Genomic DNA, 17,412 nt, shown 5'->3' with positions numbered 1-17,412 from the left:
ACGCTGGACACCGGCCTGGGGCCGGACGCCGACGCACCCGGAGCCGGGGACGGCCCGCCGCGGGGGGAACTGGACTTCGCGAACCAGCCGCGCCTGACGCGCAACGACTACTCGCCGCTCGAACCGCCGGCCCTGGGCGCGTGGACGCCGACCCTGTCGGTCAGCGTCGTGATCCCCGCGCACGGGAACCCGGAGAAGCTGGCGCTGGTCCTGGCCGCCCTGGCGGGGCAGAGCTACCCCGCGCACCTGACGGAGGTGGTGGTGGTCGACGACGGCAGTCCGGAGCCGCTCGTCCTGCCCGAGGCGCGCCCCGAGAACACGCGCCTGATCACCTCCGCCGCCGGGGGCTGGGGGTCCGCGCACGCGGTCAACACCGGTGTGGCCGCCTCCTCCGGCCAGGTCATCCTGCGACTGGACGCGGACATGCTCGTGTACCGCGAGCACGTGGAGTCGCAGATGCGCTGGCACCACCTCGTCGACTACGGGGTGGCCATGGGGCACAAGCTCTTCGTCGACTTCGACCCCGCCGCCATGACGCCCGAGCACGTCCGCCGCGAGGTCGCCGAGGGCCGCGCCGACACCCTGTTCGACCGTGCGAGCGCCGATCCGCACTGGGTGGAGAAGCCGATCGCCGACCACGACCGGCTGCGCGGGGCCGACCACCAGTCCTACCGGGTGTTCACCGGTGCGACGGGGTCGCTGCACCGGAGCCTGTTCGAGGCGGCCGGGGGCATGGACGCCGACATGGTGCTGGGCGGCGACACCGAGTTCGCCTACCGCGTGTCCCAGCAGGGTGCCGTCTTCATCCCGGACCTGGACACGAGCAGCTGGCACCTGGGCCGATCCCAGATGCAGACCCGCCGCGACGCGGGCATGCGGTACCGGTCGCCGTACGTGGCCAACCGCGTCCCCGACTTCCGTCTGCGCCGCAAGCGCCCCGACCGCGTGTGGGAGGTGCCCTTCGCCGACGTGGTCCTGGACGTGGACGGCCACACCCTGGAGGACGTCGACGCCACCGCCTCCGCCCTGCTCGACGGGACCACGCCCGACATCCGCCTGTGGCTGCGCGGTCCCTGGAGCGCGCTGACCGACGGCCGGCGCTCCCCGCTGGACGAGGAGCGTCTGGACCTGCGCCTGATCCGGGAGACGTTCCGGGGCGACCCCCGGGTGCACCTCACCGAGGAGGAACCCGACACCGATCACCGGGTTCCGTTCGCCCTGCGCGTTCCCGTGGGACCGAAGCTGACGTCGACCGTCGTGGCCGACCTGGTGGAGATCCTGAACAAGCGCCGGATCGGCCTGCTGGGCGCGCCGCTGCCCGGCGCGACCCGGGCCGACGACGGGGTGCTGCGGCTGGAACGCGCCACCGCCTTCCTCCGGGCGCGTCACCTGGCCCCCGAGGCGACCGGCAAGGAGCTGGACCACCTCGTCGAGGAGCTGCACGGCACGCACTGGATGCCCGGTGAGGAGTTCGTCGTCCCCACCGACGACGACTCGCCCGCGCCCCAGCGGCCGGAGAAGCTCCGCGCCGAACTGGACCGCGCGCTGGCGGACGTCGAGCGGCTGCGGGCACGGGCCAAGCGGGCCGAACGCAAGCTGCGCTGGTTCACCCCGGGGCTGACGGGGCGGGTCCTGCGCAAGCTCGCCCGCTGACACTCCGCCGCGGCCGCCTCGGGGAGGCCGTTCCACCCGGCCGTCACCGCGATGCGCGGTGACGGCCGGGTTCGTGTGTTCACGGGCCTTCCCGGGTGATCCGCCCACCCGCCGACACACATCCGCGATCCTGGCATAAAGTGACAATCTTGTTACTCTGAGTCTCGTGGTTGACACGCGTACGGCGGCCCGCCGCCGCGCCATCCGTGGAACACCCGAGGTCGCCCGATGATCCGCTCCCTCATCCGCCAGGCCCTGCGCGTGCGCGGCGACGAACCCGCCGTGCTGTGCCGCGTCGGCCGCCGGAACCGGACCCTGGACGACCTCGACCGGCTCCGGCTCCGCCCGACCGACCGCGTCGTGGACCTGGACGGCCACCCGATGGGCGAGCCCCTGGGGCCGCACGGCGTGACCGGGAGCCCCGGACCCTCCCAAGGCGTGGGCCTGGTGGCCGTGGTCGCCGCGAGCTACACCGACCTGCGCCGCGCCGTGACCGTGGCGGCCCACCTTCCCCGCGCCGCGCACGTCGTCGTGGCCGTGACCGACACCCCCGCGCCGCACCGGCCGCCGATACCGCGCCCTCCGGGCCTCGGCGACTGGCACGGCCTCCACGAGCTGCGGGTCGTCCGGGCCGGGCGAACCGGGTGGGCCTGCTCGCTCTTCGCCCCCGACGGCATCGACGTGCGCACGGTCCTGGCCGGTGTCTTCGACGGGACCGGGGGACGGCGGCGGGCCGTACCGCCCCCGCCGCGGGCCGCGCTGCACGGACGCGGGGCCCAGGTCTGGCGCCCGGGCGACACCTCGGCGTCGGGGATCGCGGAGACCGGCCCCGTTCCCCGGATGCGGGTCACGCCGCGCGCCGACCTCGCCCTTCGCGTGCGCGGGGAGGAGGAACCGCCGGAGTGGGAGGACCCGACCGTCCCCGCCGCGGAGCGCCGGGAGCCGGGAACGGGAGGACCGCGACGGCTCACCGCGCGCGACCCCGACCCCGTCCACCAGGTGGCCCCGGTCGACGAACTCACCGTCAACCCCGTCGGGTTCACGCTGGACGCGGGCGGCCCTCTGGGGGAGCTGACCCGGGTCGACGGGCACACCGCCGTCGTTGAGGGGCGGTTCGAGGCGGTGCGGGTCCCGCCGGACGGGACGGTCACCGACGTCGACCTGGCGCGGCTGCGGCACCTGCGCGGTGTGCGCGTGGACTGGGCCGGACTCCTCGACCGCGACGCGGCCGTGCGGGCGGTGGCCTCCCTGGCCGCGGGCGGCGTGCCCGTGGTCGGCGGTCCCGTTCCGCCCTGGGCCGCGGGGCTGGGCGAACCGTTGACCGGACTCCTGGCCGGCGCCGACGAGGCGGACCTGGCGGACCGGCTGCGGCGCGAGGAGCACAGCGTTCGGCTGCGCCGTGCCGCTCTGCGCACCCACGGGCTCCGTGCGCGGTGGCGCGCTCTGGCGACGGCCGCGGGGATCCCGGTCCGCCCGGAGCCCCGGGTGTCCGTGGTCCTGTGCACGCGGCGTCCGGAGATGGTCGGGTCCGCGCTCGCGCAGATCGCCCGGCAGCGCGGGGTGGACGTCGAGGTCGTGCTGACGCCGCACGGCTTCCCGGCGTCCCTGCCCGAGGTCGCGGCCGCGCTCGCCGACGCCCGTCTGGTCGGCCTCTCCGTCCAGGTGCACGAGGCCGCCGCCGACCGGCTCTTCGGCGTGGTCTTCGACGACGCGGTCCGCCGCGCGTCCGGCGACCTGGTGGCCAAGTGGGACGACGACGACTGGTACGGCCCCGACCACCTGGGCGACCTCCTGTTGGCACGGGAGTACGCCCGGGCGGACGTCGTCGCGGTCGGGCCGGAGTTCGTCTACCTCCAGGAGGTGGACACGACACTGCGCCGGGCGCGGTCGACGGAGACGGTCACGCGGTCCGTCGCGGGCAGCACCCTGCTCGCCGACCGGGCGGTGCTCGACGACGCGGGCGGGTTCCGTCCCCTGCCGCGCGCGATCGACACCCAGATGCTCGTGGCCGCCGAGCACGCCGGCGCCCGCGTCTACCGCACGCACGGACTGGGGTTCGTCATCCGGCGGACGGCCGACGGGCACACCTGGGCCGAGGACCTGACGTACTTCCTGGACAAGCAGACCGAACAGTGGTCCGGATGGCGGCCGAGCGCGCTGCTGGAGGGCGAGCCCGAACCCCTGGGCCTCCGGGCGGGGACCACGCGACACGTGGGGGGACGACGGTGACCACGTCAGACAGGGCCCGCTGGACGGACGCGGAACCCGGCGCCGGGACGGAACGCGTGCCGGCGGAGGCCGGGGCGGCCACCGGCGCCGCCGACCAGCCGTGGTTGACGCGCAACGACTTCTCGCCGCTCGAACCGCCGGCCCTGGGCGCGTGGACGCCGACGCTCTCGGTGAGCGTGGTGATCCCCGCGCATGGTGAGCCGGAGCGGCTGGCGCTGGTGCTGGCGTCCCTGGCGGGGCAGAGCTATCCGGCGCACCTGACGGAGGTGGTGGTGGTCGACGACGGCAGTCCGGAGCCGCTCGTCCTGCCCGAGGTGCGCCCCGAGAACACGCGGCTGGCCACGTCGGCGCCGGGCGGTTGGGGGTCGGCGCACGCGGTCAACACCGGTGTGGCGGTCTCGTCGGGGGAGGTGGTGCTGCGGCTGGACGCGGACATGCTCGTGTACCGCGAGCACGTGGAGTCGCAGATGCGCTGGCACCACCTGGTGGACTACGGCGTGGCCATGGGGCACAAGCTCTTCGTCGACTTCGTCCCCGGCGCGCTGTCCCCGGAGCACGTGTACCGGGAGGTGCGCGGGGGGCGTGCCGACACGCTGTTCGACCGGGCGGAGGCCGACCCGCACTGGGTGGAGCGGGTCATCGACCGCGACGACGGGCTGAGGGGCGCCGACCACCGTGCCTACCGGGTGTTCGTCGGCGCGACGGGGTCGCTGCACCGCAGCCTGTTCGAGGCGGCGGGCGGTATGGACGCCGGCATGGTGTTGGGGGGCGACACCGAGTTCGGCTACCGGTTGTCCCAGCAGGGCGCGGTCTTCGTCCCCGACCTGGACACGAGCTCCTGGCACCTGGGCCGCTCGCAGATGCAGACCCGCCGTGACGCGGGCAGGCGGTTCCGGGAGCCGTACGTGGCCAACCGGGTCCCCGACTTCCAGCCGCGCCGCAGACGGCCCGGGCACGCGTGGGAGGTGCCCTTCGCCGACGTGGTCGTGGACGCCGACGGCCACACGCTGGAGGAGGTCGCCGCCACGGTCCACGGACTGTTGGACGGCGGCACCCCGGACATCCGGGTGTGGCTGTGCGGCGCGTGGAGCGCGCTCGGGGAGGGCCGGCGCTCCCCGCTGGACGAGGAGCGTCTGGACCTGCGGCTGGTGCGGGAGACGTTCCGGGGCGAGCCCCGCGTCCGCTTCGTGGAGGGGCCGCCCGAACCCGATCCGCGCGTCCCCTTCCGTCTGGTGGTCCCGGCGGGTGCCCACCCGTCGCGGACGTGTGTGGAACGGCTGGTCACGGCCGCCGACACCCAGGGCGCGGGTCTTCTGCGCACGCCGTTGCCCGGTACGGCACGGGCGGGGGCGGGGCAGGTGCGCCTGGAACGGCACTGCGCGTTCGCCCGGGCTCGCCGCCTGGTGCCCGGGGCGGCCGGGGCCGCGCTCGACGACGTCGTGGACCGGGTCTACGGCAGCCACTGGGCCGCGCCGACGGGGATCCTCGTGGAGGGGGCGGACACCTCGGCCGACCGGCCGACCGAGGAGGAGCTGCGGCGCGACCTGGAGCGGGCACGCGCCGAGGCGGAACGGCTGCGGGCCAGGGCGCGGCGGGCCGAACGCAAGCTGAGGTGGTTCACGCCGGGGCTCGGGCGGCGGATCCTGCGCAGGATCGTGCGCTGAGGCCGCCGTGCCCGCCGTGCCCGCCGTTCCGGCGGTCCTACGGGACCCAGAGGCCCAGGGAGTCGGCCACGAGCGCGGGCCGCTCCTGGCCCTCGATCTCCACGGTGTGGGAGAGGGTGACGAGCATGCCCTTGGGGGTCTCCCGCACGTCGGACAGGACGATCCCGTCCCGGATGCGCGAGCCCACCGTGACGGGTTGGAGGAAGCGCACCCGGTTGAGGCCGTAGTTGATGGACATGCGGGGCTTGCGGGTCACCGTGACGATGTGCTGGACGAAGTAGGCGAGCATCGACAGCGACAGGTATCCGTGGGCGATGGTGGCGCCGAACGGGCCCGCGGCGGCGCGCTCCCGGTCGACGTGGATCCACTGGTGGTCGCCGGTCGCGTCGGCGAACAGGTCGACGCGGTCCTGGTCGATCTCGATCCAGTCGGTGTGGCCGAGGTGCTCGCCGCTGGCGGCGGCCACCTCGTCGATGTCGGCGAAAACGCGCACGACGCCTCCTGGCGGTCGGGTCCGGCGGTTGGGGGACCGGACGGTGCGGCCACTCTACCGAACGACGTTCGGTTATGGGGTGGCGGCGTCCGAGTGGCCGGGCCCGCGCGGGCGCTCCACCCGGCGCGTCCCGCGCCCCTCACGGCGGTCCACCGTGAGCTCGCGCACCCCGTGGGCGTCCACCAGGACCGCGTGGGTCGTGCGTTCGGCCACCGTCGCCCGGTCCACGCCGTGCCCCAGACCGCACTCCGTCAACGGCACCGGGAGCACCCCGTCGTGCGCACGCACCGGAGGAACCACCAGGTCACGACCCCGGGACCCGGCGGGAGGAGCCTCCACTGGCAGCGTGGCGCCGGACAGCGACGCCAGCGCGACGGTCGCCGCGCGGCCCACACCCGTCACGGCGGAGGAACCGCACCAGACCCGCCAGCCCGCGTCCACGGCCCGGTCCACGGCACGACGGGCGGACGTCAGCCCGCCCAGTCGGGACGGGTCCACGTTCACGGCGCCGCCCGCCTCCAGGCGGATCGCCTCGCTGAGGTCCTCCACCGACTCCAGCGAGCGGTGCAGCGCCACCGGGGTCCGGGCCGTCGCCGCGAACCGCGCGTGGGCGCTCAGGTCGTCGGGGGCGAAGGGGTCCTCGATGGCCAGCAGGTCCAGGTCGTCCAACACGTGGAGGGCGTCGAGGTCGGCGGGGTCCTCGGTGTAGCGTCCACCCGCGTCCACCTGGAGGACCAGGAACGGGAACGCGGCGCGCACGGCGCGCACCACGTCGGAGTCCCACCCGGGGCCGACCGAGAGCCTGATCCGGCGGAAGCCCGCCCCCACCTGCCGGTTCACCTCGGTCACCAGAGACTCCACGGTCGCCTGGGGCGGCAGAGTCACCCCCGCGGTCAACGCGGTGCGCTCCCCGCCCAGGGCGTGCGCCAACGGCGTTCCCCGCTGGTGGCTCCACAGGTCCCAGCACGCGGTGTCCAGGGCGCCGACCACCGCGGGGTCCCACGGCAGGTCGGCCCAGGCGTCACCCACCTCCGTCGGGCGCCGCCACAGGTGGTCGAGCAGGGCCGGGGCGAAGGACGTGGCCAGGCCGTCCCACTGCGCGGGGGTCGCGCACGGGATCTCGCCCCAGCCGCTGAGCCCCTCGCCGTCGGCCACGCGCACCAGGACCGGACCACCGGCGCCGCGCCCGCCGGACGCGGCGCGCAGCCGGACCAGTTCGACTTCGACGATCCTGGTCACGGTCGCCGATCCGGTGTGTGCCACGCTCTCCCACCTCGGTGTCTGGTCTCCCGCCGGTCCGGGGGAGCCCCGGCCGGTAGCGGTCTGTCGATTCGACGGTACCCGCGCCCGACCGGACCGGCCACCCCGACCGGTGCGGCGAGCCCCACCTGGTCGGCCCGGTGAGCGGCCGCGACACACGCCCGGGGGCCGACCGCCCCGACGTGTGTCGGAGGCGGCCGGCCCCTGGGAGCACCACCGGATGGGCCCGTGGCGGGCCCGATCAGCCCCGGGCGAGGACGTCGTCCAGCTCGACGTTCTTGAGGCCGTGCGCCTCGGCCACCGGCGCGTAGACGACCTCACCGTCGAAGGTGTTCAGGCCGCCGGCCAGCGCGGCGTCGTCGCGCAGCGCCTGACGCCAGCCCTTGTCCGCCAGCGCCACGGCGTAGCGGAGGGTGTCCTTGGTGAGGGCGTGCGTCGAGGTGTTCGGCACCGCGCCCGGCATGTTGGCCACGCAGTAGAACACGGTGTCGTGCACGGTGAAGGTCGGGTCGGCGTGCGTGGTGGGACGCGAGTCCTCGAAGCAGCCGCCCTGGTCGATGGCGATGTCCACCAGGACCGCGCCCGGACGCATGCGCGAGACGAGCTCGTTCGAGATGAGCTTGGGGGCCTTGGCGCCCGGCACCAGGACGGCGCCGATCACCATGTCCGACTCCAGGACCGACCGCTCCAGCTCGAAGGCGTTGGACACGACGGTCTTGACCTGGCCCCGGTACAGCGCGTCGACGTGGCGCAGCTTGTTGACGTTGAGGTCGAGGACGGTCACGTCCGCGCCCATGCCCACGGCGATCTGGGTCGCGTTCAGGCCGGACACACCCGCGCCGATGACGGTGACGCGCGCCGGGCGCACACCCGGGACGCCGCCCATGAGGACGCCGCGTCCGCCGTTGGGGCGCTGGAGCGTCACCGAGCCGACCTGCGGGGCCAGACGGCCCGCGACCTCGGACATCGGGGCCAGCAGGGGCAGCGAGCCGTCGGGGAGCTGCACGGTCTCGTAGGCGATGCCGGTGACCTTGCGCTCCAGGAGGGCGTCCGTGCACTCGCGCGACGCGGCCAGGTGCAGGTAGGTGAAGAGGGTCTGGCCCTCCCGCATGCGGTGGTACTCGGCCGGGATCGGCTCCTTGACCTTGAGGATCAGGTCGCCGTAGCCCCACACCTCGTCAGCGGTGTCGAGGATGGTGGCCCCCGCCGCCTGGTACTCCTCGTTGGTGATGGAGGAGCCCACACCGGCGTCGCGCTCCACGGCCACGTCGTGGCCGCGGCGGACCAGCTCGTGGACGCCGGCGGGGGTGATGGCCACCCGGTACTCGTGGTTCTTGATCTCGCGGGGCACGCCGATGCGCACGGTTCCTCCAACTGGTATCTCCGTTGATATCCCCACTGTGACCTGGGAAGGCACTGATCCGCCATCGGCAACATGCATGGCCATGAGCGGCCTTGTTGACATCGTGTAAGGACAGTGTGTGGGGTGGGACACGAGGGTGTGCGTGGGAGGGCACGGTCAGGCGGTCGGCTCCACCCCGGTGACCGCCTCCGGTCGGGGTACGCGCCGCCCCGAGACCCACACCGGCCCCACCGACCCCGCCAGCTCCCGGCCCGCGTACGGCCCGGGGTCCGTCGGCGGCACGGTGACACGGTGGACGGGGTCGAAGGCGACCAGGTCGGCGTCGCACCCCACCGCGATCCGCCCCTTCCCCACCAGGCCCAGCAGCTCGGCCGGAGCGCCCGCCGTCCACCGGGCCAGGTCCGCCAACCCCCGGCCCCGCCCGCGCGCGGCCGTCCACAGCGCCGACAGGCTCCACGCCAGCGTGAACAGGCCGTGCGACGGAAGATGCCCCGAGCCCACCGTGGTGATCGCCGACCCGCAGGGCGAGGCCCCCTCGGCCAGCAGAGCGCTCCACAGGGCCCTGCGGTTGGCGTCCGACCGCAGCGGCGGACGGCACACGTGCGCCCACGGCTCCGCGCCCGGGGTCTGCGCCGACAGGCACAGGTAGTGCGGACAGGTCTGCGCGGTCAGGCCGACGCCGACCGACCCCGCCGCGGCCAGGAGCGCCGCGCACTCGGCCGCGGTGAAGGGCGTCACGTGCGTGCGGGCCCCGGCCACGCGCGCCGCCGCGATCACCCGCTCCATCCCGCGCCGCTCCGCCGTGGCCGGACGCTGCTCCGCCGACACCGGGGGCGTGCCCAGCTCGGCGGCGTCCTCGGCGTGCACCAGCAGCACGGTGTCGAGGGCGGCGAGCTCCGCCATGGCCTTGCGCAGCTGGGGGTCGTCCAGGGCGGCCAGGTCCGGGGCGCCGCCGTCGGACAGCGAACAGTGGAAGGCCACCACGCCCGCCGCTCGCAGGTCGGCCAGATCGAGGGGACCGCTGCCCCGGGTCACCCCGCCCAGGAAGTACACCGACACGCCCGTGCCGACCGCCGCGCGCTGGTGCACCTGGAGCGAGTCCGCGCAGGCCACCGGGGGGCGCGCCGGTGCGGGTGCGGCGACCAGGGTGGTCACCCCGCCGCGCAGGGCGGCCTCGCCCGCCCTCCGGTAGCACGCGGCCAGGTCGTGTCCGGGCTCGTGGACGCCGGTGCCCACGTCGACCGCCCCCGGCAGCAGCGCCACATCCTCCAGGTCGGTGACCTCGCGCGCGGGCATCGGCGCGGCGTAGTCGTCCACGGCCTCGATCCGGCCGTCGCGGATCCCGACGCTGAGCGGACCGACCCCCTCGGGTGCGACGACGCACCTGGACCGGACCACACTGTCGAACTCGGTCATGCTCGTCCCTTCGAAGGGCTCGCGATGAGAGAGGGGGGCCTGCGGGTCGCGGGTGCCGTGCGACGGGAGGGAACCGTGGGCACCCGGTGGCGGAGGGACGCGGTTCCGCCGGGACCCGAGCGTATCGCGAAGGGGCTCGACGGAAGGGGCGAACGACGATTTCCAGCCCGGTTCCGGCCCGGGAGGGCGTGGGCCCGCAGGTGCCCGCGCGTGGCGGATCCGGCTCACACCACCCTGGGACGACCCCGTGTGGTCAACGGTTTAACCTGGAGCGCGGTGTCCCCGTGCGGGTCCTTCGGACCGACCTCGGACAGCCGCGCGGCGGCCGCCACGGCCTACCACAGCGCCGACCAGCCATCAACGAGACGCCGACGACGGAGTGACGCGTGGCTCCTCCCGCACAGAACACGACCCCAGCCAAGGTCGACCGGGACGCACCCGGGACCCGACGCGTACCGCTCTTCGCCGGTGCGGCGGCGGTCCTGTGCGTCCTGGCCCTGATCCTGACGCTCATCCTGGGCGGAGCCGCCTTCCCCGTGCTCATCCCGGGGCTGCCCGACGCGGGACAGGGTGTGCGCTGGGGGCTTCCCCTGGCCAAGGTGGTGATGGACGCCTCCGGGGTCCTGACCATCGGCCTCCTGCTGCTCGCGACGGTCCTGCTGCCCTCGGACAAGGGCCGCCTGTCGGCGCAGGCGCAGTACTACGTGCGCGGCGCCACCTGGGCGGCGCTGGCGTGGGCGGTCGCCGCCGTGTTCACCATGTACTTCCAGGCGTCGGAGTTCCTGGCCGTGTCGTTCGGCCAGGTCAGCGTGGACGAGGTCACCGCCTACGCCGGATCGGTCTCCGGCGGCGTCGCGTTGATGTTCGTCATCCTCATCACCACCGGCGTCGCCCTGTTCGGCCGCACGGTCACCTCGGCCACCGGCGGCATCTGGCTGATGGCCGCCGCCCTGGTGGCCGTCACGCCCCCCGGCCTGACCGGCCACTCCGCCTCCGCCGGAGCGCACGAGCTGGCCGTGACGGCGCTGGCCATGCATATCATCGCGATCTCCACGTGGGTCGGCGGTCTGGCCGCCGTGACCTACCACGCGATGCGCCGGGACGGGCAGGACCCGGTCGTGGCGGTCGCGCGGTTCAGCCGACTGGCGCTGTGGCTGTTCACGGGCGTGGCGATCAGCGGTGTCGGCAGCGCGCTGGCCCGGCTCAACACCGTCGACGAACTCGTCCTCACCGAGTACGGCCTCATCATGGTCGTCAAGTTCGTGCTGTTCTGCGTCCTCGGCGCGTTCGGGTACATGAACCGGCGGTACGCGCTCGGAAGGATCCACGCGGCGCCCGACGGGCCCGAGGGCGCCTCGTTCCAGCGGTCGATGTTCCTGCTGGTGTCGGGGGTCGAGATCCTCATCATGGCGGCCGTCGTCGGTATCTCGGTCGGCCTCGGGCGGACCGCGCCCCCGCCGCCGCTGGAGAGCGAGGTCGACCCGGCCGCGGCGATCCTGGGGTTCCCCGTGCCGCCGCCCATGGACGTCGCGAACCTGCTCACGCTGTGGCGCCCGGACCTGTTCTTCATCATGTTCGTCGTCGTCGCGGGCGGTCTGTACGGAGCGGCCGTGGTCCGGCTGCGGCGCCGCGGTGACACGTGGCCGATCGGTCGCACCGTCTTCTTCGGACTGGGCCTGCTGTCCGTCGTCGCCACCCAGCTGAGCGGCTTCGCCACCTACGCCGCGGTGCTGTTCTCGTCGCACATGATCCAGCACATGATGCTGGCCATGCTCGCGCCGATCCTGCTGGTCCTGGGCGCTCCGGCGACCCTGGCGCTGCGCGCGCTCAAGCCGGCCAGGCGGAGGGGGGACCGGGGGCCGCGCGAGTGGCTGACCCTGTTCCTCAACAGCCGGTTCTCCAAGGTGGTGACGCACCCCGCGTTCGCCGCGCCGATGTTCGTGCTCAGCCCGTACGCGCTGTACTTCACACCGCTGTTCGGCACGCTGATGAACGACCACCTCGGCCACATGTTCATGAGCGTGCACTTCCTGCTCTCGGGGTTCCTCTTCTACTGGATCATCGCGGGTGTGGACCCGGCGCCCAGGAAGGTCCCCTACCTGCTGCGCTTCCTGTTGCTGCTGCTGGTCATGGGCTTCCACGCGTTCTTCGGCATCGCGATCATGGAGCAGACGGACCCGATCGCTCCGGAGTTCTACGACCAGATCGAGATTCCCTGGCTGGAGAGCCGCCTGGAGGACCAGTACATGGGCGGGGGCGTGGCCTGGGCGCTGGGTGAGATCCCGACGCTGCTGGTCACGATCGCCATGGTCCGGCAGTGGTTCCAGGACGACATGAAGCAGGAGCGGCGGCGTCAGCGGCACAGCGCGCGCGGCGGCTCCGACGACGCCGACATGGACGCCTACAACGCCTACCTCGCCGAGCTGGACCGCCGTTCGCGCGGCGCGACCGCGACGGTGCGCACGGGGTCGGCCGGGGCGCGGGGCGGTGCGGAGGAGACCGCTCTCGCGGAGTCCGTCGACACGGAGCGGGACGCCGCCGACGCGGACGGCGGTCCGGATCCGGCGTCCGGCGAACGGAGCTGACCGGCCGCCGAACGCTGACCGGCCTCCGGGCATCGACCGCGGCGCTCACCGGCCCTGGAACGACGGTGGGGGCGGGCCCGGCCGGGCCCGCCCCCACCGTCGTTGGACACTACACGGTCAGGGCCGCCACACCCGCACCCAGCAGCCCCACGACCAGGCAGATCACCAGGCTCACGGCGACCACCGGCAGGGACGGCCGCAGGGCGGCGAGGGCGTCGGCCCCGCCCGCCGCGGCCTGACGGCGCGCCGCCAGGGGCAGCAGGGCCACGTTCACGGCGCACACCACCACGGCCACGCAGACCGCCGTGGCGAACGCCGTCCAGAACCCCGCGCCACCCGCGAGGACGTTGGCCGCGGCGAGCGTCGGCAGCAGAACGAGCAGCACCACCGAGGCGGTGCCGAACACGGTGCGCACCCGCGGCGAGGCGCCGTTGCCGCTTCCGGCGACGACGAGGAGAAGACCGATGAGGGCCGCCGTGATGACGGCGCCCCCGATTCCGAACACGGCGATGTTGACCAGCGAATTCACGCTGGTCATTGTCGCACCGCCCCCGGGGTGGCCCCACCCGGGGTGGGCGCGCGCCGTCAGCCGATGTGCTCCACGCGCGAACCGGCGGCGCCCTTGACCACCCGGAGCCGTGTGCTGACCCGTTGCCGCAGGTCGGCGACGTGACTGACGACACCCACCGCGCGGCCCCCGTCACGCAGCCGGTCGAGCATGTCCAGCACCTCCTCCAGGGTGTCCTCGTCCAGCGTTCCGAAGCCCTCGTCCACGAACAGGGTGTCGATGTCGGTGCCGCCCGCCTCCGCGCTCGCCACGTCCCCCAGACCCAGCGCGAGCGCCAGCGAGCTGAAGAAGGTCTCACCGCCGGACAGGGTGGCGGGGTCGCGCTCCACACCGGTCCAGGCGTCCACGACCCGCATGCCCAGCCCGCCCGCCGAACGCGCGCGCCCGTCGCCCGCCGCCTTGTCCACCGTGTACCGCAGCTCGTACCGGCCGTCCGACATCGTCCGCAGCCGGTCGTTGGCGGCCGCCACCACCCGTTCGAGCCGGGCGGCCAGGACGTAGGCGGACAGGCGGACGCCGCCGGTGTTGTCGGCGGAGGTCCCCGCGGTGAGGGACCGCATGCCCTCGGCCACGGCGTAGCGGCGCAGCACCGGCTCGCACCCGGCCAGCGCCCGGTCGAGCTCGTCGCGCAGGGCGGCCAGTCGGCGGGCCCGGTCCTCCAGCATGCTCCGCCAGGCCACGGCGTGGTCGGCGGCGGCCGAGGCGTCCTCGGCGGCGCCGGCCAGGGACTCCAGGTCGGGTACGGGTGCGGCGCCGGCCTCGACCAGGTCGGGGTCGGCCAGGGCCGCCGCCACCGCCGCCCGGTCGTCGTCGTAGGCGCGCGCGCGTTCGCGCAGCTCGCGCCGCCGGGGTTCGTCGAGCGCGGCCTCCCACACCTGGGCCTCGGTGGCGAAGTCGGCGTCCGCGCGGTGCCGGTCCACGTCGGCCGCGGCCATCCGCAGCTCCTCGCCCGCGCGGTCACGGGCCCGCACCGCGTCCGCCGCGGAGCCGACCAGGTCCGCCTCGCGGGTCAGCCGGGCGATCCGCTCGCCGATCCCGGCGTCGTCACCGCGCGCCGCGTCCAGCAGCTCCGTCAGCCGGGCGTGCTCGGCGACCGCGTTGGCGCGGTCGGTCTCGACCTCGGTCTCCAACCGGGTGAGCTCGCCCTCCCTCGCCCTGGCCCGGTCGAGGTCGGCGGTGAGCTGCTCCAGGGTCTCCTCCAACCGGCGCGCCTCCACGGCGGCGCCGCGCGCCTCCTCCAGGGCGCGGGCGTGGGCGGCCACCTCCTCGCGGGCGGCCCCGACCGTGCGCTCCTCGGCGCGCTCCAGCGCGGCGGAACGCCGTTCGCGCAGCGCGGTGACGGCGTTCCCGGCCTCGGCGCGGCGGGCGTCGGCGGCGTTGGCGGCGGTCTGGGCGGCCTTCTCCTCCTCGGCCGAGACCAGCCCCTCCTCGCTGGGCCGCGCGGGCGCGGGATGCTCCAGCGACCCGCACACCGCGCACGGGCTCCCCTCGGCGAGCTGGCCCGCCAGCTCGGCGGCCATGTGGGTGATCCGCCGTTCGCGCAGGTGGAGCGCGTGGTCGTGGGCGCTCTGGGCGGTGTCGACGGCGGCGCGGTGGCGGTCCTCGGCCTCGACGAGCTGTCCGCCCAGACGCTCGTACAGGTCGGCGGCGTCCCGGCGCCGCTCCGCCGCGGCCAGCGCCGCCTGGGCGGTCTCCACCCGGTTCGCGAGGTCGCGGACCTGGCGCAGTTCGCCGGTCACGTTCTCCACCTGGGGCGGCAGGGAGGCGATCCGTTCCCGGACGCGGTCGAGTTCGCCCCGGACACCGCCGAGGCGGTCGGTGAACGCGGTGATGGACCGCCCGAGCGCGGCACGGCGCTCGGCGTCGCCGCGCAGCAGGTCCAGGCGGGCGAGTTCGTCGCGACGCTCGCGCTCGGCGGCGTCCAGGACGGACAGCGGGTCCTGGGCCAGGTCGCCGACACCGGGCAGGCCGGCCACGAGGGACGTGCGTTCGGCGACGGTGAGCCCGGCCTTGTCGAGTTCGGTGCGGCGGTGGTCGCGGGCGCGCAGGACGGGCAGCACCGACGCGGCCCGTTCGGCGGCGGTCAGCCTGGCGTCGATCCGCGCGCGTTCCTCCGCGCCCCCGGCGAGTTCCTCCTGGCGGCGTCGGGCGGCGGCCCACCGGTCCTGGCGTGCCCTGACCTGCCGTCCCGCCGTCCACGCGTCCTGGGCGCGGTCGCGGACCTCGGTGGCCCCCGTGGTCACGACGGCGGCGTCCCGGGCGGTCGCGGCGGTGACTGACGCGAGTTCGGCGGCCCACGCCGAGAGTTCCTCCGGCAGGTCGGGCGCGGGGGATCGGCCGACCTCGCTGATCCGCCCGGCCACGGCGTGCACCCGTTCGTTGGCGGACTCCACCTCCAGCCGGAGGCGGTTGGCGTGCCCCCTGAACCACTCCTCCACGTCCCGGAAGACGCGGGTGTTGAAGATGCGCTCCAGGGACTCGCGGCGGTCCTCGGCCTTGGCGCGCAGGAACCGCGCGAAGTCGCCCTGCGGCAACAGGGCGACCTGGCAGAACTGGTCGAGGGTGAGCCCGAGGAGGTCGCCGACGAACTGCCCGGCCTCGTCGGGTCGGGTGGTGACGCCCTCCCAGCGGCCGTCGACGAGTTCGGTCACCACCACCTTGGCGTTCTCGGTCCGGGTGCCCGTGCCGCGCTTCTTGGGGCGCTCCCAGCGCGGACGGCGTTCGATCCGGACGCGTCTGCCCCGGATCGTGCACTCCAGGGTGACCTCGGGGACGCGGTCGACCGGGGCGTGGTCGCTCTTGGGGGAGCGGTCGTCCCGACGCGCGCCGGGCACCCTGCCGTAGAGGGCGAAGCACACGGCGTCCAGGACGGAGGTCTTGCCCGCGCCCGTGGGCCCGTGGATGAGGAACAGGCCGCCCGCGCTGAGGCGGTCGAAGTCGACGTGCTCGGTCCCCGCGAAGGGGCCGAACGCCTGGACCGTGAGTGTGTGCAGACGCATCAGCGCGTCCCCTCCTGGATCCGGACCTGTTCGACCGCCGTGGTGACGAGCTCGGCCTCCTCCGGGGTGGCGGGGGCGCCGCGGGCCCACTCCACGAAGTCGGTCACCACCTCCCGCTCGCCGCGGTCGGCGACGGCGGCGGCCACCGGACGGGTCTCGGGCGTGCCGCCCTCCGGGGCGAAGTCCAGCAGCAGGGTGTGCGGGAAGCGCTCGCGGAGCCGGTCCATGGGGTGGGCGGGGCGGCGGTGGTCGGTGAGGGTGATCTGGAGCCAGTGACCGGTGTAGGCGCCCCATTCGGGTCGGGACAGCAGGTCGTCGATGCGTCCCCGGATCCTGGCGAGCGGGCGGGGGACGGGAGCGGGGACGAACGCGGCGTCGGCCAGGCCGTCGGCGTCCAGGTCCACCAGCCAGCAGCCCTTGACGTGCCGTTCCTCGGAGAAGGAGTAGGCGAGCGGGCTCCCCGAGTAGCGCACCGACGGGGTGATGGTCTGGCGGCCGTGCAGGTGGCCGAGGGCGACGTAGTCGACGCCGTCGTAGATCGACGCGGGGACGTGGGCGGCGCCGCCGACGGCGATGTCGCGCTCGCTGTCGGAGGGTTCTCCGCCGGTGACGAAGGCGTGCGAGAGGACGACCGACCGGGTGCCGGGTCGCCGCGCGAGGTCGGCGCGGATCAGGTCCATGGCGTGCCCGATCGCCGCGGGGTGGCCGCGTTCGGGCAGGTCCCAGTGGTGGCGGGCGATCTCCGGCTCCAGGTAGGGGATGCCGTAGAAGGCGACGGGGCCGCGGTCGTCGTCGATGACCACCGGGGCGCCGACGCCGTCCAGGGAGCTGCGCAGGTGGACGCCGGAGGCGTCGATGAGGTCCGTGGCGAAGGCCATGCGGGCCATGGAGTCGTGGTTGCCGCTGATGAGGACCGCGCGGGCGCCGGTGGCGCGGATCCGGCTGAGGGCGCGGTCGAACAGGCGGACGGCGTCCACCGGGGGGAGCGCGCGGTCGTAGAGGTCGCCGGCGACCGCGACGACGTCCACGCGGTGCGTGGCGATGGTGTCGACGAGGTGGTCGAGGAAGGCCGCCTGGGCGTCGATGAGGTTCTCCCGGTGGAAGGAGCGGCCCAGGTGCCAGTCCGATGTGTGCAGCAGGCGCATGGAACTGGACATTACCGAACGTGCGGGCGTGTCCGCC

Annotated in this window: 11 protein-coding genes; 4 read left to right on the top strand and 7 right to left on the bottom strand. The window is 74.6% G+C overall.

From position 1 onward, the window contains the following. Nucleotides 1-3 precede the first annotated feature (3 nt). The 3 genes from AB0I72_RS06470 to AB0I72_RS06460 all read left to right on the top strand — a co-directional run bounded on the left by AB0I72_RS06470 (nucleotide 4) and on the right by AB0I72_RS06460 (nucleotide 5,546). On the top strand, nucleotides 4-1,653 hold the full coding sequence (locus AB0I72_RS06470) for a glycosyltransferase (protein WP_358563779.1): 1,650 nt from the start codon (nucleotides 4-6) through the stop codon (nucleotides 1,651-1,653). Nucleotides 1,654-1,881: 228 nt separating this feature from the next. Further along, a complete protein-coding gene (locus AB0I72_RS06465; RefSeq protein WP_358563647.1) occupies nucleotides 1,882-3,882 on the top strand; it encodes a glycosyltransferase in 2,001 nt (666 codons plus the stop codon). Nucleotides 3,883-3,938: 56 nt separating this feature from the next. Then, the gene (locus AB0I72_RS06460) at nucleotides 3,939-5,546 is read left to right on the top strand and encodes a glycosyltransferase (RefSeq protein ID WP_358563778.1); all 1,608 of its coding nucleotides are present in this window, start codon (nucleotides 3,939-3,941) and stop codon (nucleotides 5,544-5,546) included. A 37-nt stretch (nucleotides 5,547-5,583) separates the two neighbouring features. Here the strand turns inward: AB0I72_RS06460 and AB0I72_RS06455 are convergent, their stop codons facing one another. The 4 genes from AB0I72_RS06455 to AB0I72_RS06440 all read right to left on the bottom strand — a co-directional run bounded on the left by AB0I72_RS06455 (nucleotide 5,584) and on the right by AB0I72_RS06440 (nucleotide 10,078). Beyond that, the gene (locus tag AB0I72_RS06455) at nucleotides 5,584-6,039 is read right to left on the bottom strand and encodes a MaoC family dehydratase (RefSeq protein ID WP_358563645.1); all 456 of its coding nucleotides are present in this window, start codon (nucleotides 6,037-6,039) and stop codon (nucleotides 5,584-5,586) included. A gap of 72 nt (nucleotides 6,040-6,111) precedes the next feature. Continuing rightward, nucleotides 6,112-7,302, bottom strand: a complete 1,191-nt coding sequence (locus tag AB0I72_RS06450; protein WP_358563643.1) for an enolase C-terminal domain-like protein — start codon at nucleotides 7,300-7,302, stop codon at nucleotides 6,112-6,114. Between the two features lie 238 nt (nucleotides 7,303-7,540). Continuing rightward, nucleotides 7,541-8,662: an alanine dehydrogenase gene (gene ald / locus AB0I72_RS06445; RefSeq protein WP_358563641.1), complete on the bottom strand. Its 1,122-nt coding sequence runs from the start codon at nucleotides 8,660-8,662 to the stop codon at nucleotides 7,541-7,543. Nucleotides 8,663-8,818: 156 nt separating this feature from the next. After that, entirely contained in the window at nucleotides 8,819-10,078 is a 1,260-nt protein-coding gene (locus AB0I72_RS06440; RefSeq protein ID WP_358563639.1) for an amidohydrolase family protein, read from the bottom strand. A 386-nt stretch (nucleotides 10,079-10,464) separates the two neighbouring features. On the opposite strand from AB0I72_RS06440, the gene AB0I72_RS06435 reads away from it, so the two are divergent. Beyond that, nucleotides 10,465-12,663, top strand: a complete 2,199-nt coding sequence (locus tag AB0I72_RS06435; RefSeq protein WP_358563637.1) for a cytochrome c oxidase assembly protein — start codon at nucleotides 10,465-10,467, stop codon at nucleotides 12,661-12,663. A gap of 109 nt (nucleotides 12,664-12,772) precedes the next feature. Here AB0I72_RS06435 and AB0I72_RS06430 read toward each other — a convergent pair whose 3' ends face one another. Genes AB0I72_RS06430 through AB0I72_RS06420 form a run of 3 tightly spaced genes read right to left on the bottom strand, consistent with a single transcriptional unit; the run spans nucleotide 12,773 to nucleotide 17,387 of the window. Beyond that, the gene (locus tag AB0I72_RS06430) at nucleotides 12,773-13,201 is read right to left on the bottom strand and encodes a hypothetical protein (protein ID WP_358563635.1); all 429 of its coding nucleotides are present in this window, start codon (nucleotides 13,199-13,201) and stop codon (nucleotides 12,773-12,775) included. A gap of 47 nt (nucleotides 13,202-13,248) precedes the next feature. Then, a complete protein-coding gene (locus AB0I72_RS06425) occupies nucleotides 13,249-16,230 on the bottom strand; it encodes an SMC family ATPase (protein WP_358563633.1) in 2,982 nt (993 codons plus the stop codon). Continuing rightward, nucleotides 16,230-17,387: an exonuclease SbcCD subunit D gene (locus tag AB0I72_RS06420; RefSeq protein ID WP_358563631.1), complete on the bottom strand. Its 1,158-nt coding sequence runs from the start codon at nucleotides 17,385-17,387 to the stop codon at nucleotides 16,230-16,232. The genes AB0I72_RS06425 and AB0I72_RS06420 overlap by 1 nt, the downstream gene beginning before the upstream one ends. Nucleotides 17,388-17,412: the final 25 nt, after the last annotated feature.

This window comes from Nocardiopsis sp. NPDC049922 (assembly GCF_040660275.1).
Lineage (GTDB): Bacteria > Actinomycetota > Actinomycetes > Streptosporangiales > Streptosporangiaceae > Nocardiopsis.
Note: the sequence above shows the minus strand (reverse complement) of the source record. Positions and strands in the feature narration are given on the sequence as shown.

Coding starts and splice junctions, on each gene's coding strand:
- AB0I72_RS06465 (WP_358563647.1), top strand. CDS start 1,882: ATGATCCGCTCCCTCATCCGCCAGGCCCTGCGCGTGCGCGGCGACGAA.
- AB0I72_RS06440 (WP_358563639.1), bottom strand. CDS start 10,078: ATGACCGAGTTCGACAGTGTGGTCCGGTCCAGGTGCGTCGTCGCACCC.
- AB0I72_RS06430 (WP_358563635.1), bottom strand. CDS start 13,201: ATGACCAGCGTGAATTCGCTGGTCAACATCGCCGTGTTCGGAATCGGG.
- AB0I72_RS06425 (WP_358563633.1), bottom strand. CDS start 16,230: ATGCGTCTGCACACACTCACGGTCCAGGCGTTCGGCCCCTTCGCGGGG.
- AB0I72_RS06420 (WP_358563631.1), bottom strand. CDS start 17,387: ATGTCCAGTTCCATGCGCCTGCTGCACACATCGGACTGGCACCTGGGC.